Raw genomic sequence first — 16,430 nt, 5'->3', positions numbered from 1 at the left:
CATGACTTTCCAGCGCGCACGCAGCCAGGAACAGCGAGAGGTCCGGCGCCAGGTGATCCTGGACACCGCGGCCGCCATGCTGGACGAGATGCCGGCCACGGCCATCAGCCTCAACGAGCTGAGCCGCCGCGTCGGCCTGGCCAAGTCCAATGTGCTGCGGTACTTCGAGTCCCGCGAGGCGGTCCTGCTCGACCTCCTCGACCTCTCGGCCCGCGCATGGCTCGCCGAAATCACCGCGCACCTGCCCGCCCGGATCGACGCCGGAGCCGGTCCGCGGGAGCGCGCCGAGAGCCTCGCCGACGCCCTGGCCGCGTCCCTCGCCGATCACCGGGTGCTGTGCGACCTGATCAGCGCCCAGGCCGCGGTGCTGGAGCACAACATCTCCACCGAGGTCGCCCTGCGCTACAAGCACGCCGCTCTGGACAGCCTCACCGGCTTCGCCGACCTGATCCGCCGCCTGCTCCCCGAGCTGGGCGAGGACGCCGCCGCCCAGGCCGCGTACACCACCACCGTGCTCATCGGCGCCCTATGGGTGCACGCCCACCCCGCCCCCGCCGTACAGGCCGCCTACGACACCGACCCCACCCTGGCGGCCCTGCGCCTGGACTTCACCGAGGCCTTCGGACAGTCACTCGCCGTCTTCCTCACCGGCCAGCTCGCGCGCGCCGGGCACTGACCCCTGACAGCGATGCCGTGCGGCGTACGGATGACGTCACGCCTTCGTGCGTGCGGACGCGGAGGCGTCGAGGCGCTCTCCGCGTACCGCGGCGAAAAAGGTCAGGGCCACACCAGGCAGTAAGGCTGATGCCCCGCCTCGTGCAGGCGGTGGGAGAAGTCCTGCCACTCGTGCAGCAGCTGGTAGACGTTGAACGCGTCCCGAGGGCCGCCGCGGTCCGGGACCGTGGACCAGATGAAGGCGGCCGCGCCCACCGCCTCCTCGCCGATGTCGCGGAGCGGGTCGACGACCGTCATGGGGAGCTTCACGACCGCGTAGTCGGGGTGCAGGACGACCAGCTCCAGCGGGGGGACCTTGTGCAGGGGGACGCCCTCGATGCCCGTGAGGACCATCGCGGCCATCGTCTCCGGCTTGATCTTGGTGAACATGCCGTTCATGCCGAGCTCGTCGCCGCCGAGCTCCTCGGGGCGCATCGAGATCGGGACACGGGCCGCCGTCGCGCCGTCCGGCGCGCCGAAGTACTTGTACGTCACCCCCACCCGACCACCATTCCTGCTCCCGGCTCCATTCGCCACATCTTCGTCCTTGCCCGGGTTCATGCCCTGGCCCTGACGTGCCTCGTCGCGTCCCTCGCCCGCTTCCTCCAGGTCGCGCCGGTGCCTTCCCCGCCGGGCACGCCGAGGACCCAGGTCGTCAGTCCCCTCGCCCAGTCCGCCACCGCGATGCATATCTCCACCCGACTGCTTTTCTAGGACGCGTGGCCCCGGCCGCGCAACCCGATCATCGTGTCAGTGACCTCCCCCACGGCCGCCCGCCGAAACGTGCGTTGAAACACCTGTCCGCAGGATCTTCGCAGCCCTCGACACACGGTCATGATGAGCTACGTCTATCAGCCTCAGTCCGTCTCATATCAGGCTCAGTCCGTCTCAGTTTCTCAGATGACGGCCGGTGGGGGAGGGGGGCTGTGCCTTCCCGCCCCGCGGCCCCGCACACCCGCTGGCCTACCCTGGGGAGTCACTGGCAACCGGAGTCCAGCAAGTCGGAGAAGGTCGGAGAAGCCGCAGGTCATGAGCGAACTGCCCTATTCATACGATGCGCCCGTCTCGCAGGCGCTGTTCGACCGAGCGGCCGCCGTCACCCCGGGCGGTGTGAACTCGCCGGTCCGCGCCTTCCGCGCCGTGGGCGGAACGCCCCGCTTCATGGTGTCCGGCCATGGTCCGTATCTGACCGACGCCGACGGCCGGGAGTACGTCGACCTGGTCTGCTCCTGGGGCCCCATGATCCTCGGGCACTCCCACCCCGAGGTGATCGCCGCCGTGCGGGAGGCCGTCTCGCGCGGTACCTCCTTCGGTACGCCCGGTGAGGGTGAGGTCGCCCTCGGTGAGGAGATGGTCGCGCGGATCGAGCCCCTGGAGCAGGTGCGGCTCGTCAGCAGCGGCACCGAGGCCACCATGTCCGCGATCCGCCTCGCCCGCGGGTTCACCCGGCGGACCAAGGTGATCAAGTTCGCCGGCTGCTACCACGGGCACGTCGACTCGCTGCTCGCCGCGGCCGGGTCCGGGGTCGCCACCTTCGCCCTCCCGGACACCCCGGGGGTGACCGGCGCCCAGGCCGGCGACACCATCGTGCTGCCGTACAACGACCTGGAGGCCGTGCAGGAGGCCTTCCACCGGCACCCCGGTGAGATCGCCTGTGTGATCACCGAGGCCTCCCCGGGCAACATGGGCGTCGTCCCGCCGCTGCCCGGCTTCAACCAGGGGCTCAAGGACGCCTGCCGGGCCAACGGCGCGCTCTTCATCTCCGACGAGGTGATGACCGGGTTCCGCACCAGCCGCGCCGGGTGGTACGGCATCGACGGGGTCAAGCCCGATCTCATGACCTTCGGCAAGGTGATGGGCGGGGGGTTCCCCGCCGCCGCCTTCGGGGGGCGCGCCGACGTGATGGCGCACCTCGCGCCCGCCGGGCCCGTCTACCAGGCCGGCACCCTCTCCGGGAACCCGGTCGCCACCGCCGCCGGCCTCGCCCAGCTCCGCCTCCTCGACGACGCGGCGTACGCGAAGGTCGACGCCGCCTCCGAGCGGATCCAGGCGCTCGTCTCCGAGGCGCTCACCAAGGAGGGCGTCGCGCACACGCTGCAGAGCGCCTCCAACATGTTCTCGGTGTTCTTCACCGACCGGCCGGTGCGCACCTACGAGGACGCCAAGGCGCAGGAGTCCTTCCGGTTCACCGCCTTCTTCCACTCGCTGCTGGCGAACGGCGTCTATCTGCCGCCCTCGTCCTTCGAGTCCTGGTTCGTTTCCACGGCCCACGACGACCGGGCCATCCAGCGGATCGCCGACGCCCTCCCGGCGGCGGCCCGAGCGGCTGCGGAGGCCACAGCGGCATGAGCACCGAGCAGAACCGGAACAACGGCGACCTGACCGTCGTCCACCTGATGCGGCACGGCGAGGTCGACAACCCGGACGGGATCCTCTACGGCCGGCTGGCCGGCTACCACCTCTCCGAGCTCGGCCGGCAGATGGCCGACCGGGTCGCCGAGCACCTCGCCTCCCGCGATGTGACGTACGTCGTCGCCTCGCCGCTGGAGCGGGCGCAGGAGACGGCGACCCCCATCGCCAAGGCGCACGGGCTCGACCTCGCCACCGACGGGCGGCTCATCGAGGCGGACAACGTCTTCCAGGGCAAGACCTTCGGCGTCGGTGACGGCGCGCTGAAGAAGCCGGACAACTGGAAGCACCTCGTCAACCCGTTCAAGCCGTCCTGGGGCGAGCCGTACGTCGACCAGGTCGTCCGGATGAAGGGCGCGCTGGACGCCGCCAAGGACGCGGCGCGCGGCCATGAGGCGGTGCTGGTCAGTCATCAGCTGCCGATCTGGATCGTGCGGTCCTACGTCGAGCGGCGCCGGCTGTGGCACGACCCGCGCAAGCGGCAGTGCACGCTCGCCTCGCTGACGACCTTCACCTACCGGGGTGACCGGATCGTCTCGGTCGGCTACAGCGAGCCCGCCATCGACCTCGTACCGGCCCATCTGCGGGCCGGTGCCAAGCCGGTGAAGGGGGCGGCGCCGGGGCAGGGCAAGGCCTTCGGCGCATAGCACCGCCCCGCGCGACGCATTCCGGCCCCATCTGGGTGCTTCCTGAGCGTGGGCTGTTACCGAATCCGGACGTATGAGCGGAACCCGCTCGTTCGTCGTGTCCTCTGAATGGGTGACCACCAGAGGACGCGACGAACGGGATTGCCATGCGCGCCATCACCCGAAGGGGAGCACTCGGACTCGGTGCCGGGGCCGCCGCCGCTGCCGGACTCGTCGGATGCGGAAGCCTGACCAGTGACGAGCCCTCCCCCGCGGGCGGTTCCGGGAAGCACGGCTCCGGCACGAAGGGCTCGCCCAAGCCGACCGCCACCGCCAAGCCGATCGGCGACGGCTCCACCGCCTTCACCGGCAAGCAGCCCCACCAGCCCGTCAAGCCGGTGCCGCTGGAGCCCGGCCAGGAGCCGCCGCAGTTCGTCATCTTCTCCTGGGACGGCGCCGGCGAGGTCGGCAACGGTCTGTTCCCGCGCTTCCTGGACCTCGCCAAGGAGCACGGCGCGTCCATGACCTTCTTCCTCTCCGGGCTGTATCTGCTGCCCGAGTCGAAGAAGCGGCTCTACGACCCGCCGAACAACCCCGTCGGCGCCTCCGACATCGGCTATCTCACCGACGAGCACGTCAAGATGACCCTCACCAACGTCCGCCGGGCGTGGCTCGAGGGGCACGAGATAGGCACCCACTTCAACGGGCACTTCTGCGGCGGCTCCGGCTCGGTCGGCAACTGGACGCCCGCGCAGTGGCGCAGCGAGATCGACCAGGCGAAGAAGTTCGTGAAGGAGTGGCGGACCAACACCGGCTGGACCGATCTGGCCGCGCTGCCCTTCGACTACGACAAGGAACTCGTCGGCGGCCGCACCCCCTGCCTCCTCGGCCAGGACAACCTGCTGCCCACCGCCAAGGCCCTCGGCTGGCGCTACGACGCCTCCTCGCCGGGCGGGCGCCAGGTGTGGCCGCAGAAGAGGCAGGGGCTCTGGGACCTGCCGCTGCAGCAGATACCTTTCCCCGGCCGCAGCTTCGAGGTCCTCTCGATGGACTACAACATGCTCGCCAACCAGTCGGTCAACTCGACCAACGCGCCCAGCTACAACTACCCGGGCTGGCGCAAGCAGTCCGCCCAGGCGTACATCCAGGGATTCCGGCGGGCGTACGAGTCCAACCGCGCCCCCTTCTTCGTCGGCAACCACTTCGAGCACTGGAACGGCGGCATCTACATGGACGCCGTCGAGGAGGCGTTCAAGCACATCGCCGCCGAGAAGGAGAGCGGCGCCGACGTCCGGCTCGTCTCCTTCCGCCAGTTCGTGGACTGGATCGACGTACAGAAGCCGGAGGTGCTGGACAAGCTGCGCACCCTGGACGTCGGCCAGCAGCCGGCCGGGGGCTGGAAGGCCTTCATGGCGGACTCCACGAGCTCACCCAGCCCCTCCGGATCCGCCGCCTGAAATGCGGTTTTCGGCCCGCAAGGGGGGTGCGCAAGATCCCCGGAACGGGCATGCGAAACTTTTCACATGAGTGCCACCCGCACGCTTTCGTCCCTCGCCGTCGCCGCCGCGGCGACCCTGCTGCTGTCCGCCTGCGCCGCCGGAGGGGTCTCCGGCGGTGGCGGTGACACCAAATTCATCATGGGCAAGGACGGCATCTCCACCGTCGCGCAGGGCAAGCGCGACGCGGCGCCCGCGCTGTCCGGCAAGACCATCGACGACCAGCAGCTCGCACTCTCCTCGTACCAGGGCAAGGTCGTCGTCCTGAACGTGTGGGGATCCTGGTGCGCGCCCTGTCGTGCCGAGGCCCCCAACTTCCAGAAGGTCTCCGAGGACCTGGCCGCCCAGGGCGTGCAGTTCGTCGGCATCAACGTCGCCGACCCCAAGGTCCAGAGCGCCCGCGCCTTCGAGAAGGGCTTCGGGGTCACCTACCCCAGCCTGTACGACCCGAGCAGCAAGCTGATGCTCCGGTTCAAGAAGGGCACGCTCAACCCGCAGGCCATCCCCTCCACGCTGGTCATCGACCGCGAGGGGAGGATCGCCGCGCGGTCGCTGGCCGCGCTCAGCGAGGACAAGCTGCGCAAGATGATCGCCCCGGTCCTCGCGGAGAAGTGACGTGAGCGCGCTCACCACCCTCGCCGAGGTCACCGGTCCGAACCAGACGGTCCTGAGCGGCGCCCTGATCCTGGCCCTGCCCATCGCCCTGCTCGGCGGGCTCGTCTCCTTCTTCTCGCCCTGCGTCCTGCCGCTCGTCCCCGGCTACCTCTCCTATGTCACCGGGGTGACCGGCACGGACCTGGCCGAGGCCCGGCGCGGGCGGATGGTCGCCGGCGCCTCCCTGTTCGTCCTCGGCTTCACCGCCGTGTTCGTGTCCAGCGGTGCCCTGTTCGGCTACTTCGGCCAGACGCTCCAGGAGAACCAGGGCGTCCTGTCCAAGGTGCTGGGCGTCCTCATGATCGTCATGGGCGTCTTCTTCATGGGTCTGATGCCCTGGATGACCGCGCGGGAGTTCCGCTTCCACAACAAGCCCGCCACCGGACTCGTCGGCGCCCCGCTGCTCGGCGCGCTGTTCGGCATCGGCTGGACCCCGTGCATCGGCCCCACCCTCGCCTCCGTGATCGCCCTCTCCTCCAACCAGGGGAGCGCGGGCCGCGGTGCCATACTGACCGTCGCCTACTGCCTCGGGCTCGGACTGCCCTTCGTCCTGACCGCGGTGGCCTTCCGCAAGGCGCTCGGCGCCTTCGGCTGGGTCAAGCGCCACTACGTCTGGGTGCTGCGGGCAGGCGGCACGATGATGATCGTGACCGGGCTGCTGCTGCTGACGGGTGCGTGGGACCGCATCGTGCAGGACATGCAGTCCTGGTCCGCCGGCTTCACTGTGGGGATCTGATCCATGAGCAAGACCACGACAAGCGACGAGACGGCGGCCGCCAACGAGGAGGGGGACCTCGGCGCGGCCGGCTCCCAGCTCTCCACCGCGCCCGCCGACACCGTGGCGAACGTGCCCGGCCTCGGGGTCGTCGGCTGGGCCCGCTGGTTCTGGCGCCAGCTGACCTCCATGCGGGTCGCCCTGCTGCTCCTGCTGCTGGTGGCGCTGGGCGCGATCCCCGGCTCGCTGATCCCGCAGACCGGCCAGGACGCCACCAAGGTCGCCGACTTCGCCAAGGCCCACCCGACGCTCGCGCCGGTCTACGAGAAGCTGGGCCTCTTCCACGTCTACAGCTCGGTGTGGTTCTCGGCCGTCTACATCCTGCTGTTCGTGTCGCTCATCGGCTGTATCGTGCCCCGCACCTGGCAGTTCGTCGGCCAGCTGCGCAGCCGTCCGCCGGGCGCCCCCAAGCGGCTGACCCGGCTGCCGGCGTACACCTCCTGGCGGACCGAGGCCGAGCCGGAGCAGGTCCGCGAGGCCGCCCTGGCCCTGCTGAAGAAGCGCCGCTTCCGCGCGCACCTCACCGGGGACGCCGTCTCCGCCGAGAAGGGCTACCTCCGTGAGGTCGGCAACCTCGCCTTCCACATCGCGCTCATCGTGATGCTGGTGGCCTTCGCCTGGGGCCAGCTCTTCAAGTCCGAGGGCAACAAGCTCCTCGTCGAGGGCGGCACCGGCTTCTCCAACACCCTCATCGCGTACGACGACTTCAAGTCCGGCAACCTCTTCGAGGTCGACGACCTGAACCCGTTCAGCTTCACCCTGGACCAGTTCAAGGGGACGTACGAGCGGACCGGCCCCAACAAGGGCACCGCCCGCACCTTCCAGGCGGCGGTCACCTACAGCGTCGGCGCCTACGGCAAGGACAAGAAGGACGTCGTCAAGGTCAACCACCCGCTGGAGATCGACGACTCGAAGATCTACCTCACCGCCCATGGCTACGCCCCGGTGATCACCGTCCGCGACGGCAAGGGGAACGTCGTCTTCCATGACGCGGTGCCGCTGCTGCCGCTGGACTCCAACGTCACCTCCAGCGGTGTCATCAAGGTCCTCGACGGCTACAAGAACGCCCGGGGCGTCACCGAGCAGCTGGGCATCTCGGCCTTCTTCCTGCCCACGTACACCGCAGGCAGCGAGACCGCCTCGACCTTCCCGGCACTGGACAACCCGGTGCTGAACCTGGCGCCGTACCACGGCGACCTCGGGGTCGACTCGGGCATCCCGCAGAGCGTGTACCAGATGGACAAGACCCACATGAAGGCCTTCAAGGACGCCAAGAAGGCGCAGCTGCGGGAGAACCTCAAGCCGGGCGAGACCATGACGCTGCCGAACGGCGCCGGCTCGGTCACCTACGAGGGCACCAAGCAGTGGGCCAACTTCCAGATCACCCAGCAGCCCGGCAGCGGCTGGGCGCTGGGCGGTGCGATCGCCGCGATCTTCGGTCTGGCCGCCTCCCTGTTCATCCAGCGCCGCCGGGTGTGGGTGCGCGCGGTGCGGGGTGCCGACGGCGTCACCGTCGTCGAGATGGCCGGCCTCGGCCGCAGCGAGTCCGCGAAGCTCCCCGAGGAACTCGGCGACCTCGCCGGGATCCTGTACGACCGGGCTCCCGGAGCCCCCGAACACCCCGACACCCCCGAACCCGAAGTCGTACCTGCCGAAGGGGCTGAGAAGTGACTCTCGCCGCCGCCACCAACGAAAACCTCGCGAGTATCAGCAACACGCTGATCTACTCCTCGATGGCCGTCTACACCCTGGCCTTCTTCGCGTACATCGCGGAGTGGCTCCTCGGCAGCCGCAGCAAGGTCGGCCGTACCGCCGCCGCGCTCACCGCCACGGCCGAGGCCAAGGCGAAGGGCCCGGCCGTGACCGTCAGGAAGGACGGCGGCACCGCCGTCCTGGAGCGCCCGCAGGTCGTGGTCCGCTCGGCGGCCGGCGCGCGGGACCTGCCCGACGGCCCCGGCGCGCACGGCGGCGACGAGCAGGGCGACATGTACGGCCGGATCGCGATCTCCCTCACGGTGCTCGCGTTCCTGGTCGAGCTGGGCGGAGTGATCGCCCGTGCGGCCTCGGTGGAGCGGGCGCCGTGGGGCAACATGTACGAGTTCAACATCACCTTCTCCACGGTGGCCGTCGGCGTGTACCTCGGCCTGCTGGCGCTGAGGAAGAACGTCCGCTGGCTCGGTCTGTTCCTGATCACCACGGTCCTGCTGGACCTCGGTCTCGCGGTCACCGTCCTCTACACGGCGAGCGACCAGCTGGTCCCGGCCCTGCACTCGTACTGGCTGTACATCCACGTCTCCACCGCGATCTTCTGCGGCGCGGTGTTCTACGTCGGCGCGGTCGCCACGATCCTCTACCTCTTCAAGGACCACTACGAGAACAAGCTGGCGACCGGCGGCAAGCCCGGCGCGTTCGCCAACTCGGTCCTCGACCGGCTGCCCGCCGCCGCGTCCCTGGACAAGTTCGCCTACCGCGTCAACGCGGCCGTCTTCCCGCTGTGGACGTTCACGATCATCGCCGGCGCGATCTGGGCGGGCGACGCCTGGGGCCGCTACTGGGGCTGGGACCCCAAGGAGACCTGGTCCTTCATCACCTGGGTCGCCTACGCCTGCTACCTGCACGCCCGCGCCACGGCCGGCTGGAAGGGCCGCAAGGCCGCCTACCTGGCCATGATCGCCTTCGGCTGCTGGCTCTTCAACTATTACGGCGTCAACATCTTCGTGACCGGCAAGCACTCGTACGCCGGCGTCTGACGCCCGCCGCTCCTCCACGACCCCGGCCTGCGGATTCCGCGGGCCGGGGTCACGCTTGAGGCATGCATCTCCTGGTACGGCTCCCGGTTCCCATGGAGGCGGTCTGGCCGGCGGTGAGCACGCGGGACGGGATCGCGGTCTGGTGGACCGAGGTGGATCTGCTCGAACCCCGGCTCGGCGGCGCGGTCGTGCTGCGCGGGCTGGGGGAGGGCCGGGTCACCGCCTGGGACGTGGACCGGGTCGCCGAGTACACGCTGGAGGGCGGCCGGATGCGCTTCCATCTGGAGCGGGACGGGGACGACGCGGCGATCCTGCGGTTCACCCGTGAATTCCCGGGCGAAAGGGAACAGGAATCCGACTGGCAGGCCCGTCTGGAATATCTGGGCGCCTTGTTGAGCGGCGAATGAAAAGGGAACGGGAAACGCCTGTAATGCCCCCGGGGACATCGATTTCCGAGGGCATTACAGATGCGGAATCTACGGTTACGACGTCACGGAGTAGACGTCGGAGCACGTCAGTCCGACGCTGTTGCTGCCGATGCACACCCAGAAGGTGTAGGGCTTGTCCTCGGTCAGGTTCCCGCCCACGTTGCGCGTGAAGGGGGAGCTGTACCCGAACGTGCCGGCCTCGCGCACCGGGCTCGTGCTCAGGTAGGCGCCGATGCCGTACCCGTCGGCGCTGGCGTCGTGGGCCGTGAGGGTGTCGCCGTCGGCGGTCCACTGCCCGTACCCGGCGTACACGTTGTTGAGGTACACGCTGATCTTGCGCGAACCGTCGCTCTGCTTGGCGCCGACGTCGAACCGCACCCCGGACGGTCCGGCGGAGGCCGTCCCGGCGCCCAGCGCGACGACCAGCCCGGCCGCGGCGACCGTGCCCAGAATCTTTGCCGACTTCTTACGCAGAGAGAGTTTCATTTCCACCCGTTTCTCTATACACATATCGGTCTCGCAAGATCGTAATCGAATGCACTGAGGGGCGCCAGGGGTTATTGCGGTGCGGTGAATCGGGGCAAAGGTGCCGCTTTCGGGACGGTGGCAGGCATTCCTTCGTCGGCGGCCTTCCCGGCACGGTGTAACAACTTGCCCCATGGCGAGGGGTTGTAGTTAATGGTTCCCGGAGAGTGACAGGTACCACCGGCAACTCGCTCAACTCATGGGGGACTTGATGAGCACACCCGAACCGTCGGGACACTTCGACGTCCCACCCCCGCCGCCCGCGCCGCCGGCGCAGCTGCCGGGGCTCGAACTGCGGGTCAGCAAGCGGCTGTTATGGGTCGGCGGGGCCTGCTATCCGCTGGCGAACATCGCCCGGGTCTACACCCTGACGATCCATCCGCGGCGCAAGGAGGCCGTGCTGCGGTTCCTGCGGACCTTCCTGATCACCGGGGCCGTGGCCCTCACCCTCACCGTGCTCAGCGGCATCACCATGGTCGCCGACCGGGACACCGGCAGCGGACTGATGACCTTCGTCTGGCTGGGCTCCGTCGGCGTGGTGGTGTACGCGCTGGTCGAGATGGTCCAGGTGCTCGGCGCGCAGTCGCACTACGTGATGGCCGTGGAGACCTCCGGCCCCTCGCAGGCCGTCGTCACCAGCCGGGACCCGCACTTCCTGAACCAGACGGTCGGGCAGATCGCGCACGCGATCGAGCATCCCGACGCCGAGTTCCAGGTGCGGGTGGAGAGCATCACGATCAACCCGCAGCACTACTACTTCGGCGACAACGTCAACATGTACGGCGGCATCGGCAACGTGGGGATGGCAGGCGCATGAGCACACACCACCACTACGGCGACAACGTGAACATGTACGGCGGCACCGGCAACACCGGCATGATCAAGAACCAGGGTGCCGCCACCCCCGCTTCTCCCGAGCTGGAGGCGGCGGTGCGTGAACTGCTGGCGTTGCTGGGGGAGTTGCGTGCGCGGATCCCGGCGGCCAGCGCCCGGGCCCTCGACGAGTCGCTGCCCGCCCTCACCGCCGACGCGGCCGCGCCCGCGCAGGAGCGCCACCGGGCCCTCCTCGCCGTCGCGGGCATCGCGGCCACGATCGGGGCGGTGGGCCAGCCGGTACTCGAAGCGGTGAACCGCGTCCTGGCACTGATCGGTCCCTGAGGACGGGGGCAACAGCTTGGCCCCTGAACGCCGCGCAGGGGCGTCCCGCCCGGCGGCCGCTCGCCGCCTCGCGCCGGTTGCCCGCAGTCCCGCCTGGCAGCCGTTCGCGCCTGGCGGCGCCCCCCGCCGTGTCCCCCCGGCTCAGCGCAGTCGGGATGAAGACAGGATCGACAGGAGGTGGGCCGGGACCATCAGCCAGGTGATGGTGGCGATGGCGGCGAGAGCCCAGTGGGTCGGTTCGATGCCGCCGGTCGCCTCGTCGGCGAACGCGGCGGCGAGGAGGAGCAGGGAGGCCTCGATGCCGTTGGTCACCCGGTGGATCTTGAAGGCGGCGGCGAGCCGGCGCACCGAAGCGACGCCCTGCGAGCGCGGCGCGGACGCCTCGTCGTCGGCCACGGACAGCCCGCGCCGGGCCCGGGCCACGTCCACCAGGTCGGTGGAGGCCTTCAGCAGGACGACCCCGAGGGCGGTCGCGAGGCCCAGGGACACCCAGCCGTCGAAACCGTGCCAGTCACCGGTCCCCGCCCCGGCCGCCCGGAGACCGAGGCCGGTCATCAGCGCCGCGTCGGCGAGGTACGCGCCGAGCCGGTCGACGTAGATGCCGGTCGCGCTGTTCTGCCCCTTCCAGCGGGCGACCTCGCCGTCCACGCAGTCGAAGAGCAGGAACAGCTGCATGAGCAGCGCGGCGAGCACCGCCCCCGCCAGGCCCGGCACCAGCAGCGCGGCCCCCGAGAGGACCCCGCACACCACCATCGTCCAGGTCAGCTGGTCCGGCGTGACCGGGGTGCGCACCAGCTGACGGGTGAAGCGCAGCGATATGCGCCGCATGTAGAGGCGGCCGGCCCAGTGTTCGCCGTTGCGGCTCGCCAGCTTGGCCTGCGGCTGGCAGACCTCCCGCAGCTCCTCAAGCACCGGAGCAGCACCCATGACCCGTTCCTCCCACGCACCCAACTGGACAATTCCCGGCGAATTTTGACACGGTGAAGCGCACCCGCCGACGTCAGGGAGGCCCTGCCTTGTCCCTCGACTTCTACGCCGCCCAGAGCGCGTTCTCCGATCCCGGCGACCTCGCCGACCGGTACGCCGGACTCCCTCGCGATCCCGCCCGGCTCGCCCGCGCCGCACGGGACCTGATGATCCACCGGCTGGAGGGCGACCTCTTCGGGCACACCCACCCGCAGGACCGTCTGCACCACGACGCCGAGTCCCGTTACATCGACGACGTCCTGCGGATCCTCCTGGACCGCGACGACGCCCCGCTGACCGAGCGGCGCGCGCCCGCCGACCGGTTCGTCGGCGTCTGCCGCGACTTCTCGCTGCTGCACTGTTCCTTCCTGCGCCACGTCGGCGTCCCGGCCCGCATCCGCTCCGGCTTCGCCGACTACTTCGGCACCGACGGCTTCCACGGCGACCATGTCGTCACCGAGTACTGGGACGAGGAGCGGCGGGCCTGGCGGCTCGCCGACGCCCAGCTCACGGGCGGACCCTGGACGGTGGACTTCGACCCCATGGACGTCCCCCGCGACCGTTTCCTGGTCGCGGGCAGCGCCTGGCGGGCGATCCGCGCGGGCACGGCCGACCCCCGCGCCTTCGGGCTGCACCCGCCCGAGGAGGGGCCGCTGTGGGGGGAGCGGTTCGTGGCGGGCAACGTACGGCTGGACCTCGCGGCGCTCAACAAGGTGGAGACGCTGCTGTGGGACATCTGGGGCGCGGACGAGGGCGACTTCGACGAGCCTCTGCCGGAAGCCGTCCACGCGCTCTACGACCGTGCCGCGCACGTCACCGCCGACGAGGTGGCCTTCGACGCGGCACGCGCCCTGTTCGCCGAGGAGGACGGTCTGCGCACCCCCGCGTCGGTCCTGTGCCTGGCCCCCTACAACGGCCCGAGCCGCGTCACGCTGCGCTGACCCCCGCCGCCCCGGGGGCCGCCGCCCGGGCCGTCCCCCGGACCACCCGGTGCGCACAGGCCGCCGTCAGCAGCTCTCCCAGCAGGTCCGGGTCGTCGATCTCCAGGCCCAGGAGGGACTCGATGCGCTCCAGGCGCTGGTAGAGGGACTGGCGGCCGATGTGCAGGAGGGCGGCCGTGCGGGTCGGCGAGCAGCCGTTGCGCAGATGCACCTCCAGGGTGCGGACCAGGTCGCTCGGGTGTGCCGCCTCCCATTCCAGGAGCGGCCCGAGGGCGTGCCGGACCATCCCCGCGAGCCGCTCCCGGTTGGCGCGGACGCCGCCCCGGGTCAGCTCCCGCTCCAGGGCGAAGGCGCGCGAGGACGTCACCAGCGGGCCCCCGGGCGCGGCGGGTTCGGCGGGCGGCACGGTCAGCGCCAGCTCCAGCGTCGTACGGGCCGCGCGCAGCGTCTCGCTCCAGTGCAGCCATCCGCCCCCGGCCGGCACCGCGTGCCCCACGGCGACCGTGAGCCCCGGCTCGGCCACCGCCCGGAACGCCTCCTGCGCGGCCCGCACCGGATCCCCGGCCCGCCCGCCGGACAGCGCGAGCAGGGCGAGCACGTCCCCGGGGAACGCGGCCCGCAGCGCTCCCGAGCCGCCCAGCAGCCGTACGGCCCGGTCGACCGCCCCCGTTTCCCGGGCACCGTGCACGGACACCCCGATCAGCCGTGTCCCCGGTCCCGGGCGGAACCCGGCGAGCGCCGCCCGCGCCTCCACCTCCGGCTGGTTCAGCGCGGCCCGGTCGGCGAGGTCGGCCAGCAGGGCGGCCGTGTGGTCGTCGCCCCGGGGCCGTACGGCCGAGCGCCCCGACAGTCCCCGGGTCACGATCGCCCGGTTGGCGGCCTCGGTGATCCGTACGAAGGGCACGACCCGGTGCAGCGCCAGCAGGGGCAGCTCCAGCCGGCGGGCCTCGTCGACCACCTCGCCGGGCATGGACGGCAGGGACCGGCCCACCTCCACCGCCAGTCCCACGGCGCCCCGCGCGGCCAGCTCCCGCACGTACCGGCGCCGTACCTCGTCCTCCGCGTCCGTCAGCCCGAACCCGTTGGTGAGCAGCAGCTCGCCGCCGTCGAGGAAGTTCGCCCCTTCGTACACCTCGCTCGAATGCACCCAGCGGACGGGCCGGTCGAGACCCGCGGCCCCCGCGAGCAGCTCGGGCGCGCTGGCCCGCACCGGGTCGAGGGCCAGGACTTCACGGAGGGTGAGTGCGGGCACGGGAACCTCCCAGGTGCTGACAGAACGTCCGGCCGCCGGCTGCCCGGAGAGTACTTTCCGCACGTTGCCCCGGTGTTTCGAGCGCACCAGAGTGGAGCCATGAACCCTGTGGACCAGGTCCCCCCGGACCAGCCGACGGCCCGCGCCTGGCTGGCCACCGCCGTCGCCGAGGCCCGCGCCGGGCTCGCCGGGGGCGGCATCCCGATCGGCGCCGCGCTCTACGGCCCCGACGGCACCCTGCTCGGCCGCGGCCACAACCGGCGCGTCCAGGACGACGACCCCTCGATGCACGCGGAGACGGCCGCCTTCCGCGCGGCGGGCCGGCAGCGGTCGTACCGCGGCACGACGATGGTCACGACCCTCTCGCCCTGCTGGTACTGCTCGGGCCTGGTCCGGCAGTTCGGCATCTCCCGGGTCGTCGTCGGCGAGGCGGCGACCTTCCACGGCGGCCACGACTGGCTCGCCGAGCACGGCGTGGAGATCGTGCTCCTCGACGACGCCGAGTGCGTCGCGATGATGCGCGACTTCATCGAGAAGAACCCGGCACTCTGGAACGAGGACATCGGTGACATCGGTGAGTAGTCCGCGCATTCCCACGATCGACCTCACGCCCTGGCTCGCCGGTGACCCGGACGCCCGCGCGGCCATCGCCCGCACCGTCGACGAGGCCCTCCGGACCGCCGGCTTCCTGCTGGTCACCGGGCACGGTGTGGACCCGTCCCTGCGCTCCCGCATCCGGGCGGCGGCCCGGGAGTTCTTCACGCTGCCGGTGGACGTCAAGCAGCCGTACGCCGTGAAGGTCGGCGGGCGGGGCTGGCTCGGGCCGGGGGCGGAGGCGAACGCCTACTCGGAGGGGACCGAGACCCCGCCGGACCTCAAGGAGTCCCTGACCTTCGCCACGCACGAGCCGTTCGACGACCCCGTGATCAACGCGGAGTGGTACGCGCCGAACGTCTGGCCGATGGAGGTGCCGGAGCTCCAGTCGCTCTGCGAGGAGTACCTGGCGCGGATGGCCGCGCTGGAGAAGCAGCTGCTGTCCCTGCTGGGCGAGGCCCTCGGCCTGGAACCCGACTTCTTCTCCCGCCACATGGACCACCCCACCTACGGCTTCAACATCAACTGGTACCCGGGCACGGACATCATGGGCGAGCCGGAGCCCGGCCAGTTCCGCATCGGTCCGCACACCGACTTCGGCACGGTCACCATCCTCGACCGGCAGGCCGGCAAGGGCGGGCTCCAGGTCTGGACGGAGGAGGGCGGCTGGGAGGACGCGCCCTTCGACCCGGCGGCCTTCACCATCAACATCGGCGACCTGATGGCCCGTTGGACGGGCGACCGCTGGCGGTCGGGCCGCCACCGGGTGCTCCCGCCCCCGGCCGACGAACCCGCCGAGGAACTGATGTCCCTCGTCTACTTCGGCGAGTGCACACCGGGCACGCTCGTGGAGTCCGTACCGGCACCGGTGGGTCGCGTGGCGTACGAGGCGGTCGACTCACATGTGTATCTGCGGGGGAAGCTGGACTCGATCACCGTGGACTAGGGAGGGAGTGCGGGGGGCGTACGCCGGCCAGGTGCCGGTACCCGCCCCCGCGCGCTCGTCTGAACGGGCGGAGTCCCGGGAACCGGGCCGGACGGCACCTCCCGGCGGGCACAGATCTGCATATGCGTGCGGCATTCCATGGCCAGGACCTCGGCCGGCCGGCACGCGTCGACGGAGCTGAGAGCACGCTCGCCCG

General features: G+C 70.8%; 18 protein-coding genes. 14 read left to right on the top strand and 4 right to left on the bottom strand.

Annotation, left to right across the window (positions count from 1 at the left end):
* The first annotated feature begins 1 nt into the window (after position 1).
* Positions 2 to 676, top strand: coding sequence for a TetR family transcriptional regulator (locus ABZ490_RS21775; RefSeq protein ID WP_358992398.1), 675 nt, complete (start codon positions 2 to 4; stop codon positions 674 to 676).
* 101 nt (positions 677 to 777) lie between these two features.
* On the opposite strand, the gene ABZ490_RS21770 is transcribed toward ABZ490_RS21775, so the two are convergent.
* A complete protein-coding gene (locus tag ABZ490_RS21770; RefSeq protein ID WP_358992397.1) occupies positions 778 to 1,404 on the bottom strand; it encodes a hypothetical protein in 627 nt (208 codons plus the stop codon).
* A 339-nt stretch (positions 1,405 to 1,743) separates the two neighbouring features.
* Between ABZ490_RS21770 and hemL the strand changes: the two genes are divergently transcribed.
* From hemL to ABZ490_RS21730, 8 genes are all read left to right on the top strand, one after another.
* Complete coding sequence (gene hemL, locus ABZ490_RS21765; RefSeq protein ID WP_358992395.1) at positions 1,744 to 3,063, top strand: glutamate-1-semialdehyde 2,1-aminomutase; 1,320 nt, start codon at positions 1,744 to 1,746, stop codon at positions 3,061 to 3,063.
* The gene (locus ABZ490_RS21760; RefSeq protein ID WP_358992393.1) at positions 3,060 to 3,770 is read left to right on the top strand and encodes a histidine phosphatase family protein; all 711 of its coding nucleotides are present in this window, start codon (positions 3,060 to 3,062) and stop codon (positions 3,768 to 3,770) included. Before hemL ends, ABZ490_RS21760 begins: the two co-directional genes overlap by 4 nt.
* Positions 3,771 to 3,916: 146 nt before the next feature.
* Positions 3,917 to 5,206, top strand: a complete 1,290-nt coding sequence (locus ABZ490_RS21755) for a hypothetical protein (protein ID WP_358992391.1) — start codon at positions 3,917 to 3,919, stop codon at positions 5,204 to 5,206.
* 66 nt (positions 5,207 to 5,272) lie between these two features.
* Positions 5,273 to 5,860, top strand: a complete 588-nt coding sequence (locus tag ABZ490_RS21750) for a TlpA disulfide reductase family protein (protein WP_358992389.1) — start codon at positions 5,273 to 5,275, stop codon at positions 5,858 to 5,860.
* A gap of 1 nt (position 5,861) precedes the next feature.
* A complete protein-coding gene (locus ABZ490_RS21745; RefSeq protein WP_358992387.1) occupies positions 5,862 to 6,635 on the top strand; it encodes a cytochrome c biogenesis protein CcdA in 774 nt (257 codons plus the stop codon).
* Between the two features lie 3 nt (positions 6,636 to 6,638).
* On the top strand, positions 6,639 to 8,345 hold the full coding sequence (locus tag ABZ490_RS21740) for a cytochrome c biogenesis protein ResB (protein WP_358992386.1): 1,707 nt from the start codon (positions 6,639 to 6,641) through the stop codon (positions 8,343 to 8,345).
* Complete coding sequence (gene ccsB / locus ABZ490_RS21735) at positions 8,342 to 9,424, top strand: c-type cytochrome biogenesis protein CcsB (protein ID WP_358992384.1); 1,083 nt, start codon at positions 8,342 to 8,344, stop codon at positions 9,422 to 9,424. The genes ABZ490_RS21740 and ccsB overlap by 4 nt, the downstream gene beginning before the upstream one ends.
* A 62-nt stretch (positions 9,425 to 9,486) precedes the next feature.
* The gene (locus ABZ490_RS21730) at positions 9,487 to 9,831 is read left to right on the top strand and encodes a hypothetical protein (protein WP_358992382.1); all 345 of its coding nucleotides are present in this window, start codon (positions 9,487 to 9,489) and stop codon (positions 9,829 to 9,831) included.
* Between the two features lie 75 nt (positions 9,832 to 9,906).
* Here ABZ490_RS21730 and ABZ490_RS21725 read toward each other — a convergent pair whose 3' ends face one another.
* On the bottom strand, positions 9,907 to 10,338 hold the full coding sequence (locus tag ABZ490_RS21725) for a hypothetical protein (RefSeq protein WP_358992380.1): 432 nt from the start codon (positions 10,336 to 10,338) through the stop codon (positions 9,907 to 9,909).
* Between the two features lie 250 nt (positions 10,339 to 10,588).
* On the opposite strand from ABZ490_RS21725, the gene ABZ490_RS21720 reads away from it, so the two are divergent.
* The gene (locus ABZ490_RS21720) at positions 10,589 to 11,194 is read left to right on the top strand and encodes a DUF6232 family protein (RefSeq protein WP_358992378.1); all 606 of its coding nucleotides are present in this window, start codon (positions 10,589 to 10,591) and stop codon (positions 11,192 to 11,194) included.
* On the top strand, positions 11,191 to 11,535 hold the full coding sequence (locus ABZ490_RS21715) for a hypothetical protein (RefSeq protein WP_358992377.1): 345 nt from the start codon (positions 11,191 to 11,193) through the stop codon (positions 11,533 to 11,535). Before ABZ490_RS21720 ends, ABZ490_RS21715 begins: the two co-directional genes overlap by 4 nt.
* Positions 11,536 to 11,676: 141 nt before the next feature.
* Here ABZ490_RS21715 and ABZ490_RS21710 read toward each other — a convergent pair whose 3' ends face one another.
* Positions 11,677 to 12,462: a CDP-alcohol phosphatidyltransferase family protein gene (locus ABZ490_RS21710; protein WP_358992375.1), complete on the bottom strand. Its 786-nt coding sequence runs from the start codon at positions 12,460 to 12,462 to the stop codon at positions 11,677 to 11,679.
* 89 nt (positions 12,463 to 12,551) lie between these two features.
* Here ABZ490_RS21710 and ABZ490_RS21705 point away from each other — a divergent pair, with 89 nt between their 5' ends.
* Positions 12,552 to 13,442: a transglutaminase-like domain-containing protein gene (locus ABZ490_RS21705; RefSeq protein ID WP_358992373.1), complete on the top strand. Its 891-nt coding sequence runs from the start codon at positions 12,552 to 12,554 to the stop codon at positions 13,440 to 13,442.
* Here ABZ490_RS21705 and ABZ490_RS21700 read toward each other — a convergent pair.
* Positions 13,429 to 14,694 carry a PucR family transcriptional regulator gene (locus ABZ490_RS21700; protein WP_358992371.1) on the bottom strand — a complete coding sequence of 422 codons (1,266 nt, stop codon included), beginning with the start codon at positions 14,692 to 14,694 and terminating at the stop codon, positions 13,429 to 13,431. The two genes, ABZ490_RS21705 and ABZ490_RS21700, sit on opposite strands and share 14 nt — an antisense overlap.
* 99 nt (positions 14,695 to 14,793) lie before the next feature.
* Here ABZ490_RS21700 and ABZ490_RS21695 point away from each other — a divergent pair, with 99 nt between their 5' ends.
* Both ABZ490_RS21695 and ABZ490_RS21690 read left to right on the top strand, forming a co-directional pair.
* Positions 14,794 to 15,276: a nucleoside deaminase gene (locus tag ABZ490_RS21695; RefSeq protein ID WP_358992369.1), complete on the top strand. Its 483-nt coding sequence runs from the start codon at positions 14,794 to 14,796 to the stop codon at positions 15,274 to 15,276.
* Positions 15,260 to 16,234, top strand: a complete 975-nt coding sequence (locus tag ABZ490_RS21690) for a 2-oxoglutarate and iron-dependent oxygenase domain-containing protein (protein ID WP_358992367.1) — start codon at positions 15,260 to 15,262, stop codon at positions 16,232 to 16,234. The genes ABZ490_RS21695 and ABZ490_RS21690 overlap by 17 nt, the downstream gene beginning before the upstream one ends.
* Positions 16,235 to 16,430: the final 196 nt, after the last annotated feature.

Origin of the sequence: Streptomyces sp. NPDC005811, assembly GCF_040630405.1 — a bacterium.
Lineage (GTDB): Bacteria > Actinomycetota > Actinomycetes > Streptomycetales > Streptomycetaceae > Streptomyces.
Note: the sequence above shows the minus strand (reverse complement) of the source record. Positions and strands in the feature narration are given on the sequence as shown.